This window comes from Longimicrobium sp. (assembly GCA_036389135.1).
Classification (GTDB): domain Bacteria; phylum Gemmatimonadota; class Gemmatimonadetes; order Longimicrobiales; family Longimicrobiaceae; genus Longimicrobium.
The window spans coordinates 14833-35488 of record DASVQP010000043.1; the positions used below are offsets into that span (position 1 = coordinate 14833).

The window sequence follows — 20656 nt, forward strand, 5'->3', positions numbered from 1 at the left end:
ACGCGGGCGGATTTCTCCCCCTCGCCCGCCCTGCCCCCCCGCAGGCGGGGGAGGGGGCCGGGGGGAGGGCCCCCTCTACGTCCTGAACTCGCTCACCAGGTCGCGCATCTGCTGGGCGGCGTGGAGGAGCTCGGCGCTGGAGGCGGACATCTCCTGCGTGGCGGCGGACTGCTCCTCGGCGGCGGCGGAGACCTCCTCGGCGCTGGCGGCGTGCGACTCGGAGGTCGATGCCACCTCGGCCACGGCGGCCTCCACCCCGTCCATCGCGGAGCGGTTGCGCTCCACCGCCTCCTGCACCTGCCCGGCGGCCAGGCGCACCCCGTCCACCGCGGCAAGGATCTGCTCCAGCGCGCTGTCGGCGCCCTTGGAGACGTGCTCCACGTCGGCCACCTTGGTCTGCCCCTGCGCCATGGTGCCGACGACGCCGGTGATGCGCGAGCGGATGGCGGTGACGTTCTGGGCCACCTCCTGCGCGGCGCGCGCCGAGCCCTCGGCCAGCTTGCGGACCTCCTCGGCGACCACCGCGAAGCCGCGGCCGTGCTCGCCCGCGCGCGCGGCCTCGATGGCGGCGTTCAGCGCCAGCAGGTTGGTCTGCCGCGCGATGCCGGTGATCGTCTCCACGAAGCGGTCGATCTGCGCCGAGGTCTGCTCCAGCTCCGTCACCTGGTTGGCCGAGGTCTGCACCACCTCGCGGATCTCCAAAAGGCGCTGGAGCGCGGTGGAGACTTCCTGCCGGCTCCCCGCCGCCACGTGGTAGATCTGCTCGCTGAGCGAGCTCACCATCACGGAGGCGTTGGAGATCTCGCCGGCGCCGCGCTTCATCTCGCCCAGCGCCTCCTGCGCCGCCTGCAGGCCGTGCGACTGGCTCTCCGCGCCGCTGGCGATCCCCACCATGGCGGTGGCCACCTCGCCGCTGGAGGCCGCCACCTCTTCGCTGATGCTGGAAAGGTCGGACGCAAAGGAGGAGATCCGCTCCGCCGTCGTCACCGTCTGCCCCACGATGTGGCGGAGCTTGCCGGCCATCCCGTCGAACGCGGCGGAGAGCGCGGCGAACTCGCGCTTCATCGCCACCCGCTCCGTGCCCTGGACGCGCAGGTCGCCCGCCCCGAGCTGCTCGGCGGAGCCCATGAGGTGCGCCATGGGGAGCGTGATGCTGCGCACGGCCGTGTAGACCGCGCCGAGCGCCAGCAGCCCCGCGCCCAGCGAGAGGAGCAGAAGAAGGACCTTGCGCCGGCTTGCGTCCTCGCGCAGGCGCTGCGAGGTGGCGTTCACCTTCTGCGCCTGGCGCTCGCTTACGCGGCGGATGGCGGCCTGCAGCTGCTCGGTGCGCGGGCGCACGGCGCCGATGCGGCGCAGCGCCCCCTCGCGGTCGCCGATGTCGGCCTGGGCGTGCGCCAGCGCGTACTCCACTTCGATCTGGGAGTGAAGCGCGTCGATGGCGGCTACCTCCTGCTGCTCGGAGACGCTCAGGTCCTTGAGGTCGCGGTAGCGGCGCCGCTGCTGGTGCGCCTGCCGCCCCTGCTCCGCGAAAGCCTGCTCGGCGGCGGGCGAGGGGGTCAGCAGGTAACGCTCGCCCGTGTTCATCTGCGCCAGGATCAGCGCTTCCAGCGAGGTGCCGATCTCGGAGCTCTGCTGAAGCGACCCGAGCTGCCCCTCGGCATTGCGGACGATGCGGTCCACCGTGAACCAGCTGAGCGCGGCGCCGCCCAGAATCAGCAGGCAGAGGCTGATGCCGAACGCCCAGAGCTGCTCCTGGATGGTGCGGAAGAGCTCCTTGCGGCCGCGCGGAGCCTGCGCGGGACGCCTCTCAGGCCCGCCCGGAAGGGGGCCGAAGCGCGGCGGCGCGGCGGGGGGCGCGTCGGGCTCGGTGGCCAGGGCGGCACCGGACGACGACGTCGAAAAGGGCGCGGTCATGGACGCGGGAGCGAGCAGGGGTGAGCGGGGCGGGTGTTCCGCATTGTATCCGGGACGATGAACGAGTGTCAAACGACGCACGCGGCCCGCGGGGGCGCGGCGGAGCATCGGCTTTGGGCCGGGAGTGTGGCACGCAAACGGGTTGCGGAGCTTCCGGGGGAGGAAGAACAACTGTACGGCCCCCGCCGTGGATTTGTCAACCGTCGTTGCAGGGGCCGGATACGTGGGCTACGTTCCCGTCATGCTTTGTCTTAGCACCCGCGAAAAGACCGCGCTCGACGCGCCATGAGCGACTCCGCAGCCACCGCCCACGCCGAGGAAGAGGCGGACAGCCGGGCGTACGACCCTCACCTGCTGCGCCGCCTCCTCCGCTACCTCAGTCCGTACCGCGGCCGGGTTGCGGCGGCGCTGGTGCTGCTGGTGATCGAGTCCACCACGCAGCTCGCGGGGCCCTGGCTCACCAAGATCGCGCTGGACGAGGCAATCCCCGCCCGCGACGTCGGCTTCCTCCTCCTGCTGACGGCGGCGTACGCACTTTCGCTGCTGGTGGGGTTCGTGTGCGAGTACGGACAGACGCTGCTCACCACCTGGCTGGGGCAGCGGGTGATGTTCGACCTGCGCACCGAGATCTTTGGGCACCTGCAGCGCCTCTCCCTCCGCTACTTCGACCGCAACCCGGTGGGGCGGCTGATGACGCGGGTGACCAACGACGTGGAGCAGCTCAACGAGGCGTTCTCGTCGGGGATCGTGACGGTGTTCGGCGACATCTTCACCCTCGTCTTCATCCTGGCCGCCATGCTGCGGCTGGACTGGCGGCTGGCGCTCGTCACCTTCACCGTGCTCCCGCTGGTGGCGGTGGCGACGTTCGTCTTCCGGGCGCTGATCCGCTCGGCGTACCGCGACATCCGGGTGAAGCTGGCGCGCATCAACGCGAACATGCAGGAGAGCGTCACCGGGATGCGCGTGCTGCAGCTCTTCGGGCGCGAGCGGCAGGCGATGGAGCGTTTCGGCGCCACCAACCGCGACCACCTGGACGTCAACCTCCGCTCCATCACCTACTACGCGCTCTTCTTTCCCGTCATCGAGGTGCTGACGGCCGCCGCCCTCGCGATGATCCTCTGGTACGGCGGCGGCGAGACGATCCAGGGCACGATGACGGTAGGGACTGTAGCGGCGTTCCTCCAGTACACGCGCCGCTTCTTCCGCCCGCTGCAGGAGCTGTCGGAGAAGTACAACATCCTGCAGGCCGCCATGGCCTCCTCCGAGCGCATCTTCGAGCTGCTGGACACGGAGCCCGAGATCACCGACCCCGCGGACCCCGTGCACCTGCCGGTCCCCGGGCGCGGCGAGATCGAGTTCCGCGACGTCTGGTTCCGCTACGGTCTCGGGGAGGGGGACGAGGGAGAGGACCCGCAGTGGGTGCTGCGCGGCGTCTCGTTCCGCGCGGCGCCCGGCGAGCGCGTGGCGATCGTGGGCGCGGCGGGCGCGGGAAAGAGCACCATCATCAACCTGCTGATGAGGTTCTACGAGCCGCAACGGGGGGAGATCCTGTTCGACGGGGTGCCGGTGTCGCGCGTGCCGGTGAAGGAGCTGCGCGACCACATCTCGCTGGTGCTGCAGGACGTCTTCCTCTTCAGCGAAGACGTGCAGCGCAACATCCGCCTGGGCCGCGACGACATCCCGGACGACGCCGTGCGCCGCGCCGCCGCCCGCGTGGGTGCCGACCGCTTCGTGGCGCGCCTCCCCGCCGGCTACGCGCAGCCGCTGGGCGAGCGCGGCACCTCGCTATCGGTGGGCGAGCGGCAGCTGGTGAGCTTCGCCCGCGCGCTGGCGTTCGACCCGCTCGTGCTGGTGCTGGACGAGGCCACCTCGTCGGTCGATTCGGAGCTGGAGGCGCAGATCGACACCGCGCTCGCCACGCTGATGCAGGGGCGCACCTCGCTGGTGATCGCCCACCGCCTTTCGACGATTCAGGACGCGGACCAGATCCTGGTGCTGCACCACGGCGAGCTGCGCGAGCGCGGCACCCACGCCGAGCTCCTCCAGCGCGGAGGCCTGTACGCGCGCCTGTACGAGCTGCAGTTCGTGCGGTCGGTCGGCGCGGGAACCGGGGGATGAAATGAATCCCCCCGGCTGGAACGACGGGAAGGCGGCTGAAGCCGGCTCGTGCAGCGCGGCATTGGACCCCGAGTCCGCGAAGGCGGACTTCGTGCGGTTGTTGCCGCGAGTTTACTCGCCCCAGAGGTGTGGGTGATACATGTCCTACAGGAGAGGCACGGATGAGCGCCGTATCGTTTGATCAGCTGCCAGATGACGCGCGGGTGTGGGTGTTCGGGGCCTCGCGCCCACTGGCGGAGGCGGAGAGCGCGGCGCTGCTGCGCGGGGTGGACGGCTTCATCGAGGGGTGGGCGGCGCACGGTGCGGCGGTGCGGGGCGCGCGCGACTGGCGCCACGACCGCTTCCTCCTGGTCGGCGCGGACGAGCGGGCGACGGGCGTCTCCGGGTGCTCCATCGATTCGCTCTTTCACGCCCTCGCCACCGCCGAGGCCGCGACCGGCGTCACGCTGCGCGACTCGGCCCTCGTCTTCTTTCGCGACGCCGCGGGCGAGGTGCGCTCCGTTCCCCGCCCCGAGTTCCGGCGCATGGCCGCCGCGGGCGAGGTGGCCGAGGACACCGTCGTCTTCGACAACACCGTCACCACCGCCGGCGACGTGCGCGCCGGCCGCTGGGAGACGCGCCTGCGCGATGCCTGGCACGCCCGCGCCTTCCCCATCGCCGCCGCGCGCTGAAAGTGCCTAGGCCGGGAGGCTCGGGGCTGCTTCCCTGATCCGGCGCACCCACTCGCCGCTGCCCTCCACCTTGAGCCGCTCGGCGCTGCCGTCATCGAGCTGAAGGAGGAGGTCGGTCGCGAACACCCCCGCGTACCGCCCCGTGCGAACGTCGCTGAGCTGGCGGAGCGGAATCGAAAGCTCGTCGCCGCCGCCCAGCCGGCACATCACCAGCCTGCAGTCGGTGAGGAACAGCCAGCCGCGGTATCCGAGCTCATACCGGTCCGCCGGGCCATCGTGAAGGATGCGCTCCCCCGTCTCCATCGCGATCTGCCAGTTGCCACGCAGAAGCTGACGGTTGGCCGCGCCGAGAGCTACCGGTGTGAGCAGCGTCAACAGGAGCACGAGGGCGAGCACACCACCGATCTGCCAATCGACCGTCCCTCCCGATGCCCACAGCACGGCGCCCGCGTAGAGGACGAACAGCGGGATCGTGACGCCGATGTGAGAGCGAATCGCTCGCAGCAGAGAAGACATGGGGGGCGTTTTGGTCGGAAGGAGAGCGCACCGCGGAGCCCACACTACGCCTCTCCCTCTCGACCGTCAACGAAATCGTCCGCAGCCACGAAACCGCTTCAGCGGTCTTCCCGTGGTTCCAGCCGGGGGCTTCAGCCCCCGGTGCCCGCGCCGGTGCCCTGCCCAGCGCTCGCCCCTGGCCCACAAAAGAAGCCCCGGACCAGCATCGGTCCAGGGCCTCTTTGCATCGCCGTCGTGCTCGCCTACCGCACGCCCTTGGGGGCCATGGGCTCGGGGCCGCGGCGCACCAGCTCTTCCATGCGGCCCACGAACGTATGCTCGCCGGCGCGGCTCTCGCCAAAGAGCCCGTCGGTGTTGTCCTCGGCGTGGCGGGTGGGCGAGTACAGGTTGAGCCACAGGTCGAACCGCTCGCCCATGCGCAGCACCGCGTAGAAGTAGCGGCCGCGCTCGCTCCGGTCGAGGAAGAAGAGGTCCGCGAGCACGGCGCCGATCGAAAACCAGAACATGCAGAAGCCCTTGATCCCATCCAGCAACAGCTTGATGTGGAAGAGGATCAGGTCCCGAATGAGAACGAGTGGACCGACGTGCTTGCGAGGCTGCATGGTCGAAATTCCTGCTTGCGGGTGGAGTAGCGGACGGGGTGTGTACGGAGGAGAGTACCCGGTGGTTTCACCGGGCCGTGACGCGGGGGCGCTCAGCAGTCGGCGGCGATGGCGGCGACGAGCGGAGTGGCGATGGGAAACGCGACCAGGACCTCGGCGGCGCCACCCTGCTGCACCGCCAGGAAAGCGGCGGAGGTCGCCGCCGTGCCGAGAAGCCCGCGCAGGAACCGCTCGCGCCGATCGCAGCGCCCGCCGTGCTCCGGGAGCGCGGCACCCAGCGCGGCGCCGAGCGACCCGCCCATCACCGCCCCGACGAGCATCCCATCCAGCCCCGGGTCCTCGCCGCCGGCGGTGCGGTAGGTAAGCTGGTATCCGGTGTAGCCCCCCGCGACGGTCAGCAACCCCATCCCCAGAAACGCGCTGCCACCGCGGCTTGCGATCCGGGCCAGGGGCGACGGCCGCGTACGCGTGGTGCTGTCTTGGAAGGCGGCGGGCTCGCGCCGCTGGGCGGAGGCGGGGAGCGCCAGCGAGAGCAGCGCGGCGAAGGTGAGGAGGAGTTTCATCGGAGGGGGAGAGAGGATTACTGCCGCACGTCTACGATCAGCCGGTTCGGAGCCGGCACCACGAGAACGCGGTAGGGGTTGGGAGATTGCACACCCACCACCACCTCCACCTCGCCCTCGAAGTCGCAGATGATCTCCACCTCGCGCAGCACCGGCGTGGTGGCGACGATCTGGCGGTCGCGAACGGTCGCGTTCCCCGCGTCGTCGTGCGCCTGCGTGGCGCGTAGCCGCACCTTGAGCCACCCCTGCCCCGCGACCGGCACCGCCTCGCCCGAACCGCACGCGTGTACCGGCGAGTCCACGTACTCCACCTGGTACGGGGGCACGGGGCTGGTTCCGAAATCGAGCACCAGCCGGTCGAAGCCGGCGTTCCGCCCCACCCGCATCCCGCGCAGGATGGAGGCGCTGGCGCCCGCCTTCCCCGCCTCGCGCTTCCCTGTGGTCCAATCCGCCTGCCCCGACGGATTCGCGCCCGCGGCCGGGACGGTGTCGGCCGCGCGCGCGGGGGTGGCGCCGGTGGTGTCCACGAAGACGGGAAGGCGGTACTCGCCGGTGTCCTGGGCGGCCGGGCCGGCGGCGGTGTCGTTGCCGGCGTTCTCCGCGCGGCGCCGCTCCGTGGCATCCTTCAGCTCGCCGCCGCCGCTGGTGCAGGCGGCGAGCAACAGAAACGCGAATCCGCTGAAGCCCCGCGCGGTCGTTCCGAGTCGGCCGATGGTCATCCGCCCTGCCCCGTGGAGGCGTGGAGAGATGCGGCGATGCGTTCGCCGCCGGAGTACACGTTGAACCGCGAGCCGCGGACGAAGCCGGCCAGCGTCATCCCCACCGATTCCGCCAGCTCCACCGCCAGGCTGCTGGGCGCCGATACGCCGGCCAGCACCGGCACGCCCGCGCGCGCGGCCTTCTGCGCCAGCTCGAACGAAAGCCGGCCGCTCACCAGCACCGCACCGTCCGACAGCGGCAGCTCGCCGGCGAGGAGCGCCGCGCCGACCAGCTTGTCCAGCGCGTTGTGCCGCCCCACGTCCTCGCGCAGCCTCACCAGCGCGCCCTCCGCCGTGAAGAGCGCCGCCGCGTGGAGCCCGCCGGTGCGCTCGAACACCGCCTGCGCGGAGCGGAGCACGTCCGGCAGCCCCAGCAGGATCTCGGGAGTGACGACGAGATCGCTCTCGATGCGCGGGCACGCCGGCCCGAGCGCATCCTCGATGCTCGCCTTGCCGCACACGCCGCAAGCCGAGGTGACCGGGAAGGCGCGCTCCGCAAGAGACGACGGCTCCCACTCCGCGGACGGCGAGAGCACCAGGTTTACTACGTTGTAGAGCTGCTCGCCCTCCGTGCAGTAGCGGATCGCGGCCACGTCTTCATGAGCGCGAACGATTCCTTCCGCGAAGAGGAAGCCGGCGGCGAGCTCGAAATCCGCGCCCGGCGTCCGCATGGTGACCGCGACGCGCGTCGCACGCCCGCCGCGGACGATGCGAATCTCCAGCGGCTCCTCGGTGGCGAGCGCATCCGCACGCGTGCGCCGCACGACGCCATCCGCGCCGATCGCCACCTGCTCCACGGGACGGCGAACGGTGCTGGCGCGGCGCAGGTTGCGGAGGTGCGGGGGTGATGCCATGGCGGGAACTTCCTTGCGGGGTGAGGGCCCGCCCAAAGGTGCCTACGTCCTGCCGGTGCCGCAAGTCCAAAAAAGCATCACACAGAGAACACGGAGGGAACCGCAAGCCAACAGAGAACAACTTTCTGTCAGGTCTTGCAGTTCCCTCTGTGTCTCTGTGTGAGGTGCTTTTCCCTACCGTCTAAAACTACGGGCGATCAAGGTCGCGCTGGGCCTTGCCAAAGGTGTCCTGCACCTTGCCCTTGAGCTGGTCCAGCTTCCCTTCGCCCTGCAGGCTGGTGTCGCCGGTGAGGCCGCCCAGCGCGTCCTTGACCTTGCCTTTCACGTCGGTGGTCTTCCCCTCGAGCGAGTTGTCGAGGCCGCGCTCGGTCAGGTTCCGTTCGTCCATGGTGACGCTCCTGGGCTGAGATTCCTACATTCGGCGTGCCTTCCGCCGCTCGGAACACGTTGGGGCAAAAGCCGTTCCGTGAACCTGGGAGCACATCGTGTCAGGTAGTCGGATCTGATGCGGGGCCGCCCGCCAGCGCCAGCGGAAGGAGCAGCGCCGCCGCCGCGGCGAGCCCCGCGCCCACGTAGAAAGCCGTCGCGGCGCCGAACACGTCCCACAGCATCCCGAAGAGGAGGCTCGCCGGGAGCGCGACGATGCCGACGGTGAAGTGGTACGCGCCGAACGCGCGGCCCCGCACCCCTTCCGGCGCCAGCGCGGCAACGAGCGCCTTCTCGGGGGCCTCGGTCAGGCCGTAGAAGAGGCCGTAGACGAGGAAGAGGGCCCACGCCTGCCACGGCGCACCGGCCACGGCGAAGCCCGCGTACACCAGCGCGTACACGGCCCATCCCGCGGTGATCGCCCCGCGCGCGCCAGCGCGGTCGCTCAGCCGCCCGCCCACGACGCTCCAGAACGACTTGCTCACGTGGAGGACGCCCCAGAGGAGAGGGATCAGCGCCGTGGCCACGCCCAGCTGCTGCGCGCGCAGCAGGAGGAAGGCATCCGACGCGTTGCCGAGCGCAAAGAGCGCCAGCACCGCCAGGAGGCGCGGAAAGCGCGGTCCCAGCCCCGAAAAGCGCACCTCGGGCGCGGGCTGCGCCGGCTTCGGCGGAGCGACGGACCGCGGATCGCGCACCTTCCACGCGGCGACCGCCACCGCCAGCACCCCCGGCACCAGCGCCAGCGCGAAGACCAGCCGCAGGTCGCCCGGGAAGAGGAGGAGGATGCCGGTGGCGAGGAGCGGCCCCGCGACGGCGCCCGCGTGGTCCGCCGCGCGGTGGATGCCGAACGCCTCCCCTCGCCGCGCGTCGGACACGGATTCGGCCAGGATGGCGTCGCGGGGGGCGGAGCGGAGCCCCTTCCCCACCCGGTCCGTCAGCCGCACCGCGAGCACCTGCCAGGCAACCGACGCCACGGCGATCAGCGGACGCCCCAGTGCAGCGATCCCATATCCCCACACCACCAGCGCGTGGCGCCTCCCGAATCGGTCCGCCGCCCAGCCGCTGGCGAGCTTCAGCAGGCTGGAGAGGCTCTCCGCCGCTCCCTCCACCGCCCCCACGAACGCCGCCCCCACACCCATCGACCCGGTGAGGAACAGGGGGAGGAGCGGGTAGATCATCTCGCTGGCGACGTCGTTCAGGAAGCTGACGACGCTCAGCCAGAGGACGTTTCCGCGCAGCAGCGGCGCCCTTGCGGACGGCGCGGGATCGGCGCTCACGTGGGGGCGTGGGTTGCGCTACGGGTGGCGGGGAAGGCTCGAGGGCGTTCCCGGGACCGGGTGCGGACACGCACAGCGCGCACCGCGGCGGGCGGGGCACCCTTTCTTTTTTGTCCGCCGTTGCCTATCGTGGCAATCCGAGGCCCCCCGCCGGCCCACGTCGCGTCGCCGGCGCGCACCAGGAGAGCCCGCCATGAAGCCAGCCGCACTCGCCCCCATCGCCGCGCTCCTGCTCGCGGCCTGCGTCCCTTCCGTCCGGCGCGACCCGTCTCCCGAGATGGGGCGGCCGGAGGCGGTTTCGCTGTTCGGCAACCGGCTGTACCCCCCCGAGCTGCCGCTGGAGCGCCGTACGCGCCTGGAGGCGGACCTCGCGCAGGCGCGGCAGGCGTACGAGGCGCGCCCCGCGGACGCCGACGCGCTGATCTGGTACGGCCGCCGCCTGGGGTACCTGGGGCGCTACCGCGACGCCGTCGCCATCTTCAGCGAGGGGATCAAGCGGCACCCCCGCGACGCGCGGATGTACCGCCACCGCGGGCACCGCTTCATCACGCTGCGCCGCTTCGAGCGGGCCATCGGCGATCTGCGGCGCGCCGCGTACCTGACCGCGGGGCAGCCGGACCAGGTGGAGCCGGACGGGTTGCCGAACGCGCAGAGCATCCCCCTCTCCACGCTGCAGGGCAACATCTGGCACCACCTGGGCCTCGCGCACTACATGCGCGGCGAGTGGGGGCGCGCGTCCGAGGCGTTCCGCCAGGCGCTGGCCCGCGCGCGCAACGACGACATGATCGTCGCCACCAGCGACTGGCTCTACATGTCGCTGCGCCGCGGAGGGCGCGCCGCCGAGGCCGCCCGCGTGCTGGAGCCCATCCGCCGCGACATGCGCATCATAGAGAACACGGGGTACCACCGCCGCCTCCTCATGTACCGCGGCGAGCTCTCCGCCGACTCCATCCTCCCCGGCGACGGCGACGGCACCCACCTGGCCAACCTGGGCTACGGCGTGGGGAACTGGCACCTGTACAACGGGCGCCGGCGCGAGGCGGAGGCCATCCTGTGGCGCGTGGTGCAGGCGGAGAACTGGGCCCCCTTCGGCTACATCGCCGCAGAGGCGGACCTGCACCGGCTGGAGCGCAGCGGCAGGCGCTGAGGGTGGAACCCCCGGACGCCCGCGGGGTTCTTAAGCGCTGAAGCATCCCACCGCAGCAGCCAACCGTAACTCCGCTGGAGGCACACCGATGTTGTCAGGCTTCGCCGCTCTCGTGTTCCCGCTCGTCGTCGCGTTCTCCCCCGCGCCGGCCGTCCCCGCCGCACCCGCGCCCGCCGAGGCGCCGCCGGTCACGTGGCGGATCGACCAGTCGCACTCCGACATCAGCTTCCGCATCCGCCACCTGGTGAGCCGCGTGCGGGGCACCTTCAACGAGTGGTCGGGGACCATCGTGGCCGATCCGCAGAACCTGGCGGGCGGCTCGGTGCAGGTGGAGATCAAGACGGCGAGCATCGACACCAACAGCGAGCGGCGCGACACGCACCTGCGCTCGGCGGACTTCTTCGACGCGGAGAAGCACCCCGCCATCACCTTCCGCAGCACCCGCGTGCAGACGCGCGGCCGCCAGCTCACGGTGACGGGCAACCTGACGATGCACGGCATCACGCGCCCGGTGGTGCTCAGGGGCGAGGTGACGCCGCCCGCGGGCGCGGCCGGCAAGCGCCGCATCGGCTTCGAGGCGTCGGCCACCATCAACCGGCAGGACTTCCAGGTCGCCTGGAACCGCGCGGCCGAGGGTGGCGGCGTGGTGCTGGGCGACGAGGTGGAGATCACCATCACGGTGGAAGCCGTGGAGCAGGCCGCCTCCTCCTGAGGCCCCCTAGGTGAGGGTGTGAGAGACCGCGCGTGCTCGGGGTGAGCACGCGCGGTCTTTTCGCGCGGCGTGGCGGGCTTTGTTCTTGCGTATTCCGGCCCGTCATTCAGCCACGCACACGCACCCGTATGCCGCGAACCATCCTCCTAGCCGAAGACCACGAAGACAACCGGTTCGCGCTGCTCACGGTGCTGCAGCGGGAGGGGTACGCCGCGCTCGGCGCGCGCAACGGCCGCGAGGCGGTGGAGCTGGCGTTCGAGCACTCGCCGGACCTGATCGTGATGGACCTGGCGATGCCGGTGATGGACGGGCGGGAGGCGCTGCGCGCGCTCAAGGATGACCCGCGCACGCGCCACATTCCGGTGGTGGCGCTCACGGCAATGAGCCTCACGGTGAGCAGCGAGGAGCTGGAGGCGGAGGGGTTCGCGGCGCTGCTGACCAAGCCGTGCATGCCGCCGCACCTCATCGCCGAGGTGCGGCGGAGGATCGGCCCTCCGGAGGCGGAGGATCTGGCGGGGGCTCCCTAGCTGCTGGGCGAGAGCTCGCGCAGGTAGGTGAAGGGGTAGATGCCGGTGCGGTGCCCGTCGCTCCAGTCGAAGCGCAGCGCGTAGTCGCCTACGTACTCCACGGACCGCGGGTACACTTCCAGCGGCACCGAGGCGGGATCGAGGATGGGGCGGCCCGACATCTCCTCCACGCAGCCGGCGCAGGGGCAGCAGAGCCGCAGGTAGCGCGGCGGGTAGTCGCTCACCACGCCGTCGCGCCAGCGGATGCGCAGCTCGCTCCCGTCTTCCGTCGGCCCGATCTCGGCGGGCGTGGTCTCGTCGTTCACGTGCGGCTCCTGGTGGGGTCTGGTTCGGGGCAGCGGGTGCAACTACGGGGCCCTCACCCCGGCCACGGGCGACGGAGCGGGGGCGGGCACGGGCGCGATGAATCGCGCCCCTACGATGGGTACGGCCGGGGGCGGGTGCGTCCGGCGAACATTCGCAACGCGAGACGGAAAGGAACGTTGGAGCTCACCTCCAAGCAGCGCGCCCACCTGCGGGCGCTGGCCCACCACCTGAAGCCGGTGGTGCAGATAGGGAAGGAAGGCGTCACCGACGCGGCCGTGCGCTCGGCGCAGGAAGCGTTCAACACGCGCGAGCTGGTCAAGGTCAAGGTTCAGGAAGCCGCCCCCATCCCCGCCCGCGAGGCCGCCCAGGAGCTCGCCTCCCGCGTGGAGCAGGCGACGCTGGTGGCCGCCATCGGCCGCACCGCCATCCTGTACCGGCCGGACCCGGAAAAGCCGGAGATCGAACTGCCGGGATGAGGGAATGGGGAATGGGGAATGGGGAATGAAAACAGCCACCCGGCGCGAGCGTACCGGGTGGCTGTCGTCTTTTACCATTCCCCATTCCCCAACACCCATTCCCCTCAGTAGATGTACACCGGGGTCCCCACCGCCACGTTCCGGTACATCCACATGATGTCCTGCTCGTACATGCGGATGCAGCCGTGGCTGGCGGCGGTGCCGATGGACGCGGGGTTGTCCGTGCCGTGGAAATAGTAGCCGTCGTACATCTCCAGCTTGGCGGCTCCCAGCACGCCCTTGATGGCGCGCTGCGGGCTCCCCCAGGGCGGGATGATGACCTTGCCGCCGCGGATGGGCGTCTGCCCCGGCGCGAAGCCGCTCAGCGCGTTGGGGGACGCGTTGCTCATGTCCACGATCCCCAGCCCGTTGTTGCGCGCGATCTCCACGTAGTGCCAGTTGGGCGGAACCCAGACCGGGTCCAGCTCCTTGTGGGTGATGGACATCCGCCCGCGCGGCGTGATGAAGCGCTTGGTGCGCCCCTCGATCACCACCGTCTTGCCGGAACCCACCGCGACCGGCGCCTTGTAGAGCGTGTCGTCGCCCTGCAGGTAGAGCATGCGGCGCTCGGCCAGCGATACGACGATGTACGGCCGGTTGCGCGGCGCCAGCTCCTCCTCCATCGCAGCCAGCTCGCGCTCGCGCTGCTCCTGCGTCTTCACCAGCTCGGCCTCGCGGCGGCGCACGAACTCCAGCGCGCGGGTGTCGTTGAGGTACGCCATCTCGGTGACGCGGCGGGTGAAGCGCTCGTTGACCGCCCACGCCGATGCCGCCGCGAACGCCCCCGCGGAGAGCAGCACCACCAGGATCAGCATCACCGCCTTCCACGGATGGTCGTGCGCGATCCGCCGCACGCGCCCCGGCGGCGTATAGTTGCGCCGCTCCGGCACGTCCTCCGGCTTCCTGTCCCTCAAGTCGCTCATCGCTTCATCCTTTGCATGGTTTCCAGCGTACGACCCACTAGTAGATGAAGACCGGCGTCTCTTCCTTCAGCGCGTCGAAGATGGCGCCCATGTCGCGGGCGCGCACCTGGAACGACGCGGGCTTCACGGTGCCCTTCAGCGGCCCCGCCTGCGGCTCGGTGTGGATCTCGGTGCCGTCGTCCAGCCTGATCACGTACGACCCCAGTCCGCCCTCCACCCTGCGCTCGCCCTCCGGCGGGATCGGCTGCCCCTGCCGCACGTACACCCACTCCGGGATCGTGTAGACGGGGGAGCGCTGGAGCTCCGCCACGCGCCGCTCGCCGACGGGGCGCACCAGCCGCCATGCGCGGCCGTCCGGCGCCTTGACCTCCGCGTCCGGCCCGATCTGCATCTTGGCGCGGCGCAGGGTGGCGCGGCCGTGGCGCAGCTCCAGCACCGAGTCCGCGATCACGACGGCCAGGTGCACCTTCTTCTGCTGCAGCGCGCGAATGCGGATGTCGCGCTGCAGGATGGCCATGGCGAGCTGCGTGCGCTTGCCGCGGTGGGCCAGCACCGAGTCGCGGGTGGCGCGCTCCGCCGCCGTCATGCGGGCGTTGAACTGCGCCGCCTCGGCCCGGTAGCGGGGCACCCTCATGGCGACCGCCGCGGCGCCCGCCAGAAAGAGGGCGGCCACCACCAGCGAGCCCCACAGGAAGAGAGGATGCTCACGCCAGAACGAGGGCCTGCGCGTCGTGGGTTCGCTCATCCGTGCGTCGGAAACGGGTTGGGGTGGATGGTGCTCAGGGGCCCCGGAGTGCAAGACCCGTTCCGGTTAAGCCTTGTCAAACCCGCACTTACGGATGGGCTGGCGCGGAGGCCGTGGGCCGCCCAACTTCCGCCCGTCCCGAGTCTTCCCCAACCCGCCGCCCCTTGACCGATGATGGCGCGTACCTTTTGGATCCTGGGCTCCCTCTTCGCGTTGACGGCGGTGGGCGCCGGCGCATTCGGCGCGCACGCTCTCCGCGCCCGCCTCACGCCCGACCTGCTGGCGGTGTGGGAGACGGCGGCGCGCTACCAGATGTACCACGCCCTCGCCCTCCTCGTGGTCGCGATGGCCGCGTCGCGCTGGCCCGCCGCGGGGTGGAACGCGGCCGGATGGCTCTTCACCGCCGGCATCGTGGTGTTCTCGGGAAGCCTCTACGTCCTGGCGCTCTCCGGCGTCCGCTGGCTGGGCGCCATCACGCCGCTGGGCGGGCTCGCCTTCCTGGCCGGCTGGGTGATGCTGGCGCTGGCCGGGTCCAGGGCGCTCGGCGACTGAAAAGCCTCACACGGAGAACACAGAGGGAACCGCAAGCCACGGAGGAACCCTTCCGCTGTTCTTCCTCTGTGGCTCCGTGTCTCTGTGTGAGACCCGCCGGTTGCAGTGTCCACCGCATGTGACGATCTTGTCCAGTTCGGGCGACGCACCCACGGCCGCGTACACGGGACCGTTCCCGCAAATGGAAGCGGCGCAATCGGTTGAATTTTTAGCAGGACCGGTGTATCGTTTGCAGTGCACCGTCGTGGCCCCGCAGTGCGAGTTCCATCGCAGCCCCCCAGGATTTCCCATGAGGCGAAGCATCGCGACCCTGCTCCTGCCGCTCGCAGCGCTCACCGCATGCGCCACGGCGAGCGGCGGCGGATCGGCCCCCAGCCCGTACAGCCACAACGGCACCCGCGCCTCGTCCAGCTCGGAGCCGATGCGCGTGCGCCTGCACGAGAATTTCGGCGACGGGCTCGTGCTGCAGCTCAACCGCCCGGCGTACACGGCCGTCTTCCAGATCGTCCCCGGCCAGGGGGTGGCGCTGGTGTACCCGGACATCGGCCAGCGCGCCATGTACAACGCCGGGCAGACCCGCCTGACGCCGAGCGTCGCGTCGAATCGCTTCTGGCGCTACGACAACGCTTACAACAACGCGTACTCCTTTGCGTCGAGCATCCATCAGGGGCCGCGCCACCTGCTGGTGATCGCCTCCGAGCGCCCGCTGCAGACCTCGCGTTTCCGCGGCGGAATGCTGCGGCGAGTGATGGGGACGTCGAGCTACACCACGACGAACAGCCGCCGGGTGGTGGACGACCTGCTGGCCGTGGTGGTGCCGCCACAGCCGGACGAGAGCTGGGACGCGGACGTCATCACGGTGTGGCCGAGGGTGAACGACGTGCGCCTCCCCTCCGGCGACCTGTACCGGGTCCGTTGCCGTAGCGGCGGGTCGGTGTGGGTGCCGCTGGAGCTGGCCGCGGCCGCGTGCCGCAACCCGGACCGGGTGCTCCCGCAGCCGCGCGACAGCGTGGGTGCGCCGCCGCGGTCGGACACCACCGGCGTGCGCAAGCCGGGTGGCCGCCGCCCCGAGCCGGAGACGGGTGTCGGCCAGGCGCCGCGCCAGGGCACGCGCCTCAGCCAGCTGCGCGACGAGATGCGGAGCTACCGCAACGCATCCGGGCCTGACGGCTCCCGGCCGATCCGAATCAGCGACCTGCGCCGCGAGCTGGACAACATGCGCTCGGGTGGCTACGGAAGCGTGTCGGCCCGGTTGCGCGACGGGCGCACGGGGAACTCGCCGTCGCCGGGCGACTACACCATTCGGCCGCCAGTGAACACGTCGCGGGCCACGGCGCAGCACGATTCGCCGCCCCCGAGCGGAACGCACAGCTACACCCCGGGAGAGGCTGCGACCGGCGGCGCGTCGTCACCGGCCCCCAAGCCGGACCCGCAGCCGGCGCCGAGTCCGGAGCCGCCATCCAATCCGATTCCGTGAAATGACGAGCCCCCCGGCACCCGCCGGGGGGCTCGTTCGTACAACCGCGCTTCACACGGAGACACAGAGGGAACCACGAGGAAGGGAAAGAGTATCGGTCCTTCTTCTGTGCCCTTTCCGTTTTCCTCTGCGCCTCTGTGTGAGATTGCCGTTTCGCCGTTGACGAAGCTTTGATGATGCTGCGGGTGATTCAGGACGAGGTGACCGCGTGCCGCCGGTGCGCGCGGCTGGTGGAGTGGCGGGAGCGCGTGGGGGCGGAGAAGCGCCGCGCCTTTCGCGAGTGGGAGTACTGGGCCCGCCCCGTACCCGGCTTCGGCGACCCGGCGGCGCGGCTCCTGGTGCTGGGGCTGGCGCCCGCCGCGCACGGCGCCAACCGCACCGGGCGGATGTTCACCGGCGACCGCAGCGGCGACTTCCTGTACGCCGCCATGCACCGCGCCGGCTTCGCAAACCAGCCCACCTCCCTCGACCGCGGCGACGGGTTGCGCCTGGCCGGCGCATGGGTGAGCTCCGCCGTGAAGTGCGCCCCGCCGGACAACAAGCCCGCGCCGGACGAGCGCGACGCCTGCCTCCCCTTCCTCCTGCGCGAGATCCGCGCGCTGGCCGACCTGCGCGCCATCGTGTGCCTGGGCGGCTTTGGCTGGGACGCGGCGCTGCGCACCCTCCGGGAGCTGGGGCACGCCCTCCCTGCCCCGCAACCGAAATTCGGCCACGGGGCCGAGGTGCGGCTCGACGGCGGGCTCACGCTGATCGGCTCCTACCATCCCAGCCAGCAGAACACCTTCACCGGGCGCCTCACCCCGGCCATGCTCGACGACGTCTTCGCCGCCGCCCGCCGCATTGTGGGGTGACCGAGCGATTGTGGCGCCGAAGGGATTGAGTCCGCGGCGAGCTTCATATATCCTCCATGCGTTCGTCCCCCGCCGTACTCCCCCCACAGAGAATCCCCATGGCACTCCAGGGCACCGTCCTCAACGCACCCGCGGGCATCAAGGGCTTCGATGCCAATGCCGTAATCTCCGCCTCCGTCGCCCGCCAGTTCGTGGACGCGGGCTACAACTTCTGCGTGCGCTACGTAGGGCGCACGCAGATGGCCTCGCACGACCTGACTGCCGCCGAGGCGCAGACGCTGCTCGGCGCGGGGCTGGCGCTGATGCCGGTGCAGCACGTGGAGGCCGGTGAGTGGGCGGCCAGCGGTTCGCTCGGCGCGGAGTACGGCGCCAACGCGGCGCAGTTCGTCTCGGCCATCGGCTTTCCGCCGGGGGTGAACGTCTGGCTGGACCTGGAGAGCGTCTCCACCTCCTCCGCCGCGGCGGACGTGATGGCGTACTGCAACAACTGGTACGACGCCGTGGCGGGCGCGGGGTACACGCCGGGGATCTACGTCGGGTGGCAGCCGATGCTCACCAACGGCCAGCTCTACTCGGCCCTCAAGTTCAAGCAGTACTGGGGCGCCTACAACGTGGACGCCGTCATCCCGCAGCGCGGGTGGGTGATGAAGCAGACACCCGCCCACACGCAGGTCGCCGGAATCGACCACGACGACAACTTCACCCACGTGGACGGCCTGGGCGGTCAGGTGACCTGGCTCGCTCCCGCCGGACAGTCCGCCTCCATATTCGGCACCCCGGCTCCCGCGCAGGGCTGAGCCGTTCTGCTCCGAAACCCGCCCGTCGCGGGCCTCGTACCCCATCATGCCCCCCTTCGACTCCGGAGGGGGCACCCCACTCCCGAGCCATTCGAGACGTGGAAAACGCATTCCTGATCTGTGCCGCCGTCGGGGCCGCCGTGCTGGTGCTTCAGCTTCTGCTGGGCGCGGTGGGGCTCGGCACGCACGCGCTGGACACCATCGACGCGGACACCGACCACGATTTCCTCAGCATCCGCGCACTGGCGTCGGGGCTGGCGTTCTTCGGGCTTGCCGGGATGTGGGTGCAGGCCACCGGGCGCGGGCTGTGGCCGGCGCTGGGGGTGGCCGCGCTGGTGGGCGGACTGGCGCTGTGCGCGGTCGCCTGGGCGATGCGCCAGATGCTCCGCCTGGAGCGCGACGGCACCGTGCGGATGGAGCAAGCCGTGGGCAACCCCGCCACCGTGTACCTGGGGATCCCCGGCGGCACGTCGCCCGGCAAGGTTCACCTCACGCTGGGCGGCCGCACCGTGGAGTGCCAGGCGGTGTCCGACCGGCCCCTCCCCACGGGCACGCCCGTGGTCGTCGTGGACGTCCTCGGTCCGGGGACGCTCGAAGTCGCACCCTCACCCCTCCTTGGAGGTCCCAACGATGTCTCCCGCTAGCTCCATCGCCATGCTGCAGCTGAGCCCCAACGCCATCCTGGGGAGCGGCGCGCTCCTGGGAGTGGTGATCGCGTTCGGGTTCGCCCTCTTCCTCGCCAGCCGCTACCGGCGCTGCCCGGCCAACAAGGTGCTGGTGATCTCCGGAATGGTGGGCGGGGGGAACTCCGCCAAGTGCATTTCGGGCGGCGGCGCCTTCGTGTGGCCCGTCATCCAGGAGTACGACTACCTGACGCTGGAGCCGATCCAGATCGACATCCCGCTCAAGGACGCGCTCTCCTTCGAGAACATCCGCGTCAGCGTCCCGAGCGTCTTCACCGTGGCCGTGGGCACCGAGGAAGACGTGCGGCAGAACGCGGCCATCCGCCTGCTGAAGCTGGACCAGAACCAGGTGAAGCGGCAGGCGCAGGACATCATCTTCGGCCAGCTGCGCCAGGTGATCGCCTCCATGCGCATCGAGGAGATCAACCGCGACCGCGAGTCGTTCCTGCACAACATCCAGACCTCGCTGGAGCCGGAGCTCAAGAAGGTGGGCCTGGTGCTGCTGAACGTGAACATCACTGACATCAACGACGAGTCGGGGTACATCGAGGCGATCGGGCGCAAGGCGGCGGCCGAGGCGGTGCAGAAGGCCCGCGGCGACGTGGCCGACCAGGAGAAGATGGGCGAGGTGCGCGTGGCCGAGGCCGAGCGCGAAAAGGTCATCCAGGTGGCCAACGCCACCAAGCTGCGCGAGATCGGCACCCGCGAGGCCGCGCGCGAGCAGGCGGTGCGCGTGGCCGAGCTGAACAAGGAGCAGAAGGTCGGCGAGGAGACCGCAGCCCTGGAGCGCGAGGCGCAGATCAAGGAGGCGCAGCGCCAGCAGGCCGTGCGCATCGCGCTGCTGGACAAGGAGCAGAGCGTGGGCGAGCAGACGGCCGCCTTCGAGCGCGACGCCGCCATCAAGGAGGCGGAGCAGAAGAAGCGCATCGCCATCGCCAACGCCAACGCGCTGGCCATCGCGGGCGAGGCGCAGTCGCAGGCGCAGATCGTGGCCACGCAGGCGCAGCTCAAGGTGCGCGAGGCGGAGGCGTACCAGGTGGCGGAGGGGCGCAAGCGCGAGGCGGAGGCCGCCGTGATGGAGGCGCAGAACCGCGCCATGGCCCGGGCCGCGCTCGCCGACGCGGAGCGGGTGGAGGCCGAGCAGCGCGCCACCCTTGAGGCCCCGGCCAAGGCCGAGAAGGCCCGCACCATCGTGGAGGCGGAGGCCGAGGCGGAGAAGCGCAAGCTGGGCGCCCAGGCCGAGGCCGCGGCGATCTACGCGAAGCTGGAGGCCGAGGCGCGTGGCCAGTACGAGATCCTGGCCAAGAAGGCCGACGGCCTGCGCCAGATCGTGGACGCGTGCGGCGGGCCGCAGCAGGCCTACCAGCTCCTGATGCTGGAGCACATGGACACGCTGGCCACCACGGCGGCGACGGCCATCTCCAACATCAAGTTCGACAAGGTGGTGGTGTGGGACGGCGGCACGGGCGGCGCCGCGCCCAACTTCCTGCAGGGGATGACCCGCACCCTGCCGCCGATGATGCAGGTGATCCGCGACATCGGCGGGGTGGAGCTCCCGGGGATGTTCGGCAAGCTGGCCGAAGAGGCCGCCGCGCCCGCTCCCGCCGCTCCCGAGGCTGAGCGGCGCGCCCCGGAAGCGCTGATCGTGGCCGAGTAAAGACAGGGGCTCACGGGGAGACACGGAGGCACGGAGAAGAGGCTTTTCTCCGTGCCTCCGTGTCT

23 protein-coding genes are annotated in these 20656 nt (G+C 71.0%); 12 read left to right on the top strand and 11 right to left on the bottom strand.

What is annotated here, in order from left to right:
• Positions 1 to 75: 75 nt before the first annotated feature.
• Entirely contained in the window at positions 76 to 1914 is a 1839-nt protein-coding gene (locus VF584_10835) for a methyl-accepting chemotaxis protein (protein HEX8210661.1), read from the bottom strand.
• A gap of 285 nt (positions 1915 to 2199) precedes the next feature.
• Between VF584_10835 and VF584_10840 the strand changes: the two genes are divergently transcribed.
• Together VF584_10840 and VF584_10845 are read left to right on the top strand one after the other, a co-directional pair.
• Complete coding sequence (locus VF584_10840; GenBank protein HEX8210662.1) at positions 2200 to 4032, top strand: ABC transporter ATP-binding protein; 1833 nt, start codon at positions 2200 to 2202, stop codon at positions 4030 to 4032.
• 161 nt (positions 4033 to 4193) lie between these two features.
• Positions 4194 to 4703: a hypothetical protein gene (locus tag VF584_10845; protein HEX8210663.1), complete on the top strand. Its 510-nt coding sequence runs from the start codon at positions 4194 to 4196 to the stop codon at positions 4701 to 4703.
• Between the two features lie 6 nt (positions 4704 to 4709).
• On the opposite strand, the gene VF584_10850 is transcribed toward VF584_10845, so the two are convergent.
• The 7 genes from VF584_10850 to VF584_10880 form a co-directional block, all read right to left on the bottom strand.
• Entirely contained in the window at positions 4710 to 5219 is a 510-nt protein-coding gene (locus VF584_10850; protein HEX8210664.1) for a hypothetical protein, read from the bottom strand.
• Between the two features lie 242 nt (positions 5220 to 5461).
• Positions 5462 to 5821: a hypothetical protein gene (locus VF584_10855; GenBank protein ID HEX8210665.1), complete on the bottom strand. Its 360-nt coding sequence runs from the start codon at positions 5819 to 5821 to the stop codon at positions 5462 to 5464.
• A 92-nt stretch (positions 5822 to 5913) separates the two neighbouring features.
• Positions 5914 to 6384 (bottom strand): hypothetical protein, encoded by a 471-nt coding sequence (locus VF584_10860; GenBank protein ID HEX8210666.1) that lies wholly within the window; start codon positions 6382 to 6384, stop codon positions 5914 to 5916.
• Positions 6385 to 6401: 17 nt separating this feature from the next.
• Positions 6402 to 7103: a hypothetical protein gene (locus VF584_10865; GenBank protein HEX8210667.1), complete on the bottom strand. Its 702-nt coding sequence runs from the start codon at positions 7101 to 7103 to the stop codon at positions 6402 to 6404.
• Positions 7100 to 7996 (bottom strand): formate dehydrogenase accessory sulfurtransferase FdhD, encoded by an 897-nt coding sequence (fdhD, locus tag VF584_10870; protein ID HEX8210668.1) that lies wholly within the window; start codon positions 7994 to 7996, stop codon positions 7100 to 7102. The genes VF584_10865 and fdhD overlap by 4 nt, the downstream gene beginning before the upstream one ends.
• A gap of 187 nt (positions 7997 to 8183) precedes the next feature.
• Positions 8184 to 8384 carry a CsbD family protein gene (locus VF584_10875; protein ID HEX8210669.1) on the bottom strand — a complete coding sequence of 67 codons (201 nt, stop codon included), beginning with the start codon at positions 8382 to 8384 and terminating at the stop codon, positions 8184 to 8186.
• A 100-nt stretch (positions 8385 to 8484) separates the two neighbouring features.
• Positions 8485 to 9699: an MFS transporter gene (locus VF584_10880; protein ID HEX8210670.1), complete on the bottom strand. Its 1215-nt coding sequence runs from the start codon at positions 9697 to 9699 to the stop codon at positions 8485 to 8487.
• Positions 9700 to 9892: 193 nt separating this feature from the next.
• Here VF584_10880 and VF584_10885 point away from each other — a divergent pair, with 193 nt between their 5' ends.
• From VF584_10885 to VF584_10895, 3 genes are all read left to right on the top strand, one after another.
• The gene (locus VF584_10885) at positions 9893 to 10846 is read left to right on the top strand and encodes a tetratricopeptide repeat protein (protein ID HEX8210671.1); all 954 of its coding nucleotides are present in this window, start codon (positions 9893 to 9895) and stop codon (positions 10844 to 10846) included.
• Positions 10847 to 10934: 88 nt separating this feature from the next.
• A complete protein-coding gene (locus VF584_10890) occupies positions 10935 to 11558 on the top strand; it encodes a YceI family protein (GenBank protein ID HEX8210672.1) in 624 nt (207 codons plus the stop codon).
• Positions 11559 to 11686: 128 nt separating this feature from the next.
• Positions 11687 to 12085: a response regulator gene (locus VF584_10895; protein ID HEX8210673.1), complete on the top strand. Its 399-nt coding sequence runs from the start codon at positions 11687 to 11689 to the stop codon at positions 12083 to 12085.
• On the opposite strand, the gene VF584_10900 is transcribed toward VF584_10895, so the two are convergent.
• Positions 12082 to 12390, bottom strand: coding sequence for a DUF971 domain-containing protein (locus tag VF584_10900; protein ID HEX8210674.1), 309 nt, complete (start codon positions 12388 to 12390; stop codon positions 12082 to 12084). The two genes, VF584_10895 and VF584_10900, sit on opposite strands and share 4 nt — an antisense overlap.
• A 177-nt stretch (positions 12391 to 12567) precedes the next feature.
• On the opposite strand from VF584_10900, the gene yhbY reads away from it, so the two are divergent.
• The gene (gene yhbY, locus VF584_10905) at positions 12568 to 12867 is read left to right on the top strand and encodes a ribosome assembly RNA-binding protein YhbY (GenBank protein HEX8210675.1); all 300 of its coding nucleotides are present in this window, start codon (positions 12568 to 12570) and stop codon (positions 12865 to 12867) included.
• 104 nt (positions 12868 to 12971) lie between these two features.
• On the opposite strand, the gene VF584_10910 is transcribed toward yhbY, so the two are convergent.
• Together VF584_10910 and VF584_10915 are read right to left on the bottom strand one after the other, a co-directional pair.
• On the bottom strand, positions 12972 to 13829 hold the full coding sequence (locus tag VF584_10910; protein ID HEX8210676.1) for a L,D-transpeptidase: 858 nt from the start codon (positions 13827 to 13829) through the stop codon (positions 12972 to 12974).
• A 37-nt stretch (positions 13830 to 13866) separates the two neighbouring features.
• Positions 13867 to 14574 (bottom strand): hypothetical protein, encoded by a 708-nt coding sequence (locus VF584_10915; GenBank protein ID HEX8210677.1) that lies wholly within the window; start codon positions 14572 to 14574, stop codon positions 13867 to 13869.
• A gap of 174 nt (positions 14575 to 14748) precedes the next feature.
• On the opposite strand from VF584_10915, the gene VF584_10920 reads away from it, so the two are divergent.
• The 6 genes from VF584_10920 to VF584_10945 all read left to right on the top strand — a co-directional run bounded on the left by VF584_10920 (position 14749) and on the right by VF584_10945 (position 20591).
• The gene (locus tag VF584_10920; protein ID HEX8210678.1) at positions 14749 to 15126 is read left to right on the top strand and encodes a DUF423 domain-containing protein; all 378 of its coding nucleotides are present in this window, start codon (positions 14749 to 14751) and stop codon (positions 15124 to 15126) included.
• A gap of 289 nt (positions 15127 to 15415) precedes the next feature.
• Positions 15416 to 16603 carry a hypothetical protein gene (locus VF584_10925; GenBank protein HEX8210679.1) on the top strand — a complete coding sequence of 396 codons (1188 nt, stop codon included), beginning with the start codon at positions 15416 to 15418 and terminating at the stop codon, positions 16601 to 16603.
• A gap of 173 nt (positions 16604 to 16776) precedes the next feature.
• The gene (locus VF584_10930; GenBank protein ID HEX8210680.1) at positions 16777 to 17454 is read left to right on the top strand and encodes a uracil-DNA glycosylase; all 678 of its coding nucleotides are present in this window, start codon (positions 16777 to 16779) and stop codon (positions 17452 to 17454) included.
• A gap of 98 nt (positions 17455 to 17552) precedes the next feature.
• Positions 17553 to 18251, top strand: coding sequence for a DUF1906 domain-containing protein (locus VF584_10935; GenBank protein ID HEX8210681.1), 699 nt, complete (start codon positions 17553 to 17555; stop codon positions 18249 to 18251).
• 98 nt (positions 18252 to 18349) lie between these two features.
• The gene (locus VF584_10940; protein HEX8210682.1) at positions 18350 to 18895 is read left to right on the top strand and encodes a hypothetical protein; all 546 of its coding nucleotides are present in this window, start codon (positions 18350 to 18352) and stop codon (positions 18893 to 18895) included.
• On the top strand, positions 18882 to 20591 hold the full coding sequence (locus tag VF584_10945; GenBank protein HEX8210683.1) for an SPFH domain-containing protein: 1710 nt from the start codon (positions 18882 to 18884) through the stop codon (positions 20589 to 20591). The genes VF584_10940 and VF584_10945 overlap by 14 nt, the downstream gene beginning before the upstream one ends.
• The last annotated feature ends 65 nt before the right edge of the window (positions 20592 to 20656 follow it).